The sequence below is a fragment of the Pseudomonas sp. HY7a-MNA-CIBAN-0227 genome, from assembly GCF_040310325.1.
Taxonomy (GTDB): domain Bacteria; phylum Pseudomonadota; class Gammaproteobacteria; order Pseudomonadales; family Pseudomonadaceae; genus Aquipseudomonas.
On sequence record NZ_JBEOPT010000372.1, the window covers coordinates 1 to 233 of the forward strand.

A 233-nucleotide genomic window follows, 5' to 3' on the forward strand; every position below is an offset into this window, starting at 1 on the left:
TCATAAATGGGTTTGCCAACACCATAAATCATCAGTAGAAACAGCAAAAACACAGCAAGGGTGTGCTGCTGAGTGACTAGATAAGTTGCCCCATGATCAAATAAAATGGTGCTCTTTTCACCAATAGTAAAAGGCACAAAGAACATCACCAAGCCAATAGCACTAAATACGATTAGCTGTATCAGTGCGACAGGTTTGGACAGCAGCTTTTCAGGCGGCGGGCTAGCAGGTGC

At 44.2% G+C, this 233-nt stretch carries 1 pseudogene; it reads right to left on the reverse strand.

Annotated elements, in window-relative coordinates:
• A pseudogene (locus AAEZ06_RS28315) lies at positions 1-233 on the reverse strand (hypothetical protein); the annotation flags it as partial.